The 2,360-nt window shown below is 63.0% G+C and carries 2 protein-coding genes and 1 tRNA gene; 1 reads left to right on the plus strand and 2 read right to left on the minus strand.

Translation table 11 applies throughout. The features are described 5' to 3' along the window. Positions 1 to 327 precede the first annotated feature (327 nt). A tRNA-Arg gene (locus ACS8YF_RS19455) sits at positions 328 to 404 on the minus strand. A gap of 311 nt (positions 405 to 715) precedes the next feature. Between ACS8YF_RS19455 and ACS8YF_RS19460 the strand changes: the two genes are divergently transcribed. Further along, complete coding sequence (locus tag ACS8YF_RS19460) at positions 716 to 1,183, plus strand: DUF2501 domain-containing protein (RefSeq protein WP_440851746.1); 468 nt, start codon at positions 716 to 718, stop codon at positions 1,181 to 1,183. 244 nt (positions 1,184 to 1,427) lie between these two features. On the opposite strand, the gene ACS8YF_RS19465 is transcribed toward ACS8YF_RS19460, so the two are convergent. Further along, entirely contained in the window at positions 1,428 to 2,060 is a 633-nt protein-coding gene (locus ACS8YF_RS19465) for a metal-dependent hydrolase (protein WP_440851747.1), read from the minus strand. Positions 2,061 to 2,360 lie beyond the last annotated feature (300 nt).

Genomic DNA, 2,360 nt, shown 5'->3' on the forward strand with positions numbered 1-2,360 from the left:
CCTCGCCCTTCGGGCCGGTGGCGCTGCGCGCCCCCGTTCGGCCTCGCGCTGCGAGGCCGTCGAACCTGGCTTGTTATTTGTCGCAGGTTCGAATGGTCTTCGTTTGAGCATAAAAAAACCGCACATCTGGCGGGTTTTCTATGTCTGGTGCGCCCGGCAGGATTATTCGCGGCTGCGCCGCTCACCCTTCGGGCCCGTGTCGCTACGCGACCCGGTTCGAGCGCGCTGGCGCGCGCTCGTCGAACCTGACTTGTCACTTGCCGCAGGTTCGAATGGGCTTCGTTCTGGCCATGAAAAAACGCGCGCTTGCGGGTTCTTAATATTATTTGGTGCGCCCGGCAGGATTCGAACCTGCGACACCCGGCTTCGAAGGCCGGTGCTCTATCCAGCTGAGCTACGGGCGCGTGCTGGCTATTGTAAAAGACCCGGGCATGATCTTCATACTCGTGTGTCGTATGCCACCACGCGAAGGGCAGGCGATAAGGCGGCGGCTTATCCCGTCGCGGCCCGTGCGCGGCGCCTTATCCGGCTCCTCATGTGCTTTCATGGGACAATAGGCGCGCCAGCGTATCCGTTTGCCCATGCGACGAATGCCTTGGCGCCGGCGTGTTGGATCCAATCGGTCCCGTCGCGCGTACGGCCGGGTGCGCACCGCCGCATTTCGTCACGACGTTCGATCGGCATCGCCACACCGTTTTTTTTCGAGGAGTAGTCCATGAATCGTCGATATCTCGCGATCGTACTGGTTGCCGGCACGCTTGCTCTGCCGTCGCTGGCCTCCGCCAATGCATTCGATAATATCAAGCAGAGTGCATCGGGCATGATGAATTCCGCGAATGCCACGCAGAGCGGGAATATTGCCGGTTCGGCGACACTGTTGCACGAGCTTGGCACCGGCTCGTTCAATCTGGCCAGCATGCAGAATGTGGCCGGGGTGCTGGGTTATTGCCAGAAGCACGGCTATACGCAGAGCGCGACGGAGCAGATCAGGAATCGGTTGCTGAGCAAGCTGGGTGGCCAGAGCAAGGCCGCACAGAGCCCCGGGTATCAACAGGGTTTATCCGGCCTGCTTCAGGGCGGGCAGGGCAATCAGTTCAACCTGGCCAACCTGAAGGATCGGATCGGCACCCGCGTGTGCGGTGCGGTGGCCAAACAGGCCCTTTCATCGTTCCTGGGCAAGTAAGCACACGATCGCGCCTGGCACTCACCTGATACCCACCAGGTACTCGGTTCTGCCGGATAATCGTCGGGCCTGACGGGGCAGCCGGCCGGTGTGTACGCTCTCGGGTCGGCACAGCGCGCGGCCGAGACACCCTGACGACGAGCGTCGGCCAGGACAGTATTGAAAGCGGTCAGGCCGCAGATCTCCCCGGCCGCGATTGGCGTCGGGCCGCGGTCGGCGGTCGCCCGCGGGGCGCGATGCGGGGTCAGAAGGGCCAGTGAGGGGTCCAGGCCATGACCAACAGGGTTGCACCCGCCATCAAGGCCGTCGCATAGGGACGTCGATAGTCGAACAGCTTGAGCGCCGTGCCGAACGAGCGCTTGAGGCGCGCGCCTTCCAGGTCGATGCTGAAGCACTCATCCAGCAGTAGATGAATCAGCATGCCCGCCGCCATCGCCATGCCGTGGCTCCACGCCAATCGCGCCGGCTGCCCGAAGCAGCGATAACTCACGGTTGTCGTGGACAACAGGACGGCGGTGACTGCCAGCAGTGAATGCCAACTGGCTCGATGGCGTGTCAGTGCCCTGAACACGACCGCGACCACATCGCGAATTCCGACATACAGCCCGAGGGCGAGACAGGTCGCCCCCAGAATCGAAAGGGAAGGTCGCGCGAGTGCCAGCGCCGACAGGGCCGCGGTAATCGCCAGGACGGTGAAGATCAGCCGGGCCGACCGCGACTTGTCGGCATCGATATCCGGCATGATGCCGCCCAGGGCCACAAGGAGCACGATCGCGGGGGCCTGGGTCAACGGCCATAGTTGCGCTGACAAGCCAGAGGCCGCGATGGCTGCACCCGCTGACGCCGCGACACCGATATGGGTAGTGAAATTAGCCACGGGATGACGGTCATGTACAAACATCCAGTTTATGGCGATGAAAGTGCCGGCGCAATAAGTGCTTAGCGCGGGTTTGTACGCTCGGGGCGCCGTCTTTCCTGTGTCAGCCGCCTCGTCATCCCAGGGCGGCAACTGGGCGTGTCGGCGCGCGCTGGAACACGCGCCGATCGCTCGCCGGCGCCGTGCAGGCCCGCCACGGCGGCGTTTGTGACAGTGTCGTGAAAAAACTTGTTGACACGTATCGGCGAAGGTCTAGAATGCGCCCTCTCGCAACGCAGCAAGCCTTTTTGAAGGCGCCAC

The organism is Salinisphaera sp. SWV1 (assembly GCF_052044155.1).
Lineage (GTDB): Bacteria > Pseudomonadota > Gammaproteobacteria > Nevskiales > Salinisphaeraceae > Salinisphaera.

Coding starts and splice junctions, on each gene's coding strand:
- ACS8YF_RS19460 (WP_440851746.1), top strand. CDS start 716: ATGAATCGTCGATATCTCGCGATCGTACTGGTTGCCGGCACGCTTGCT.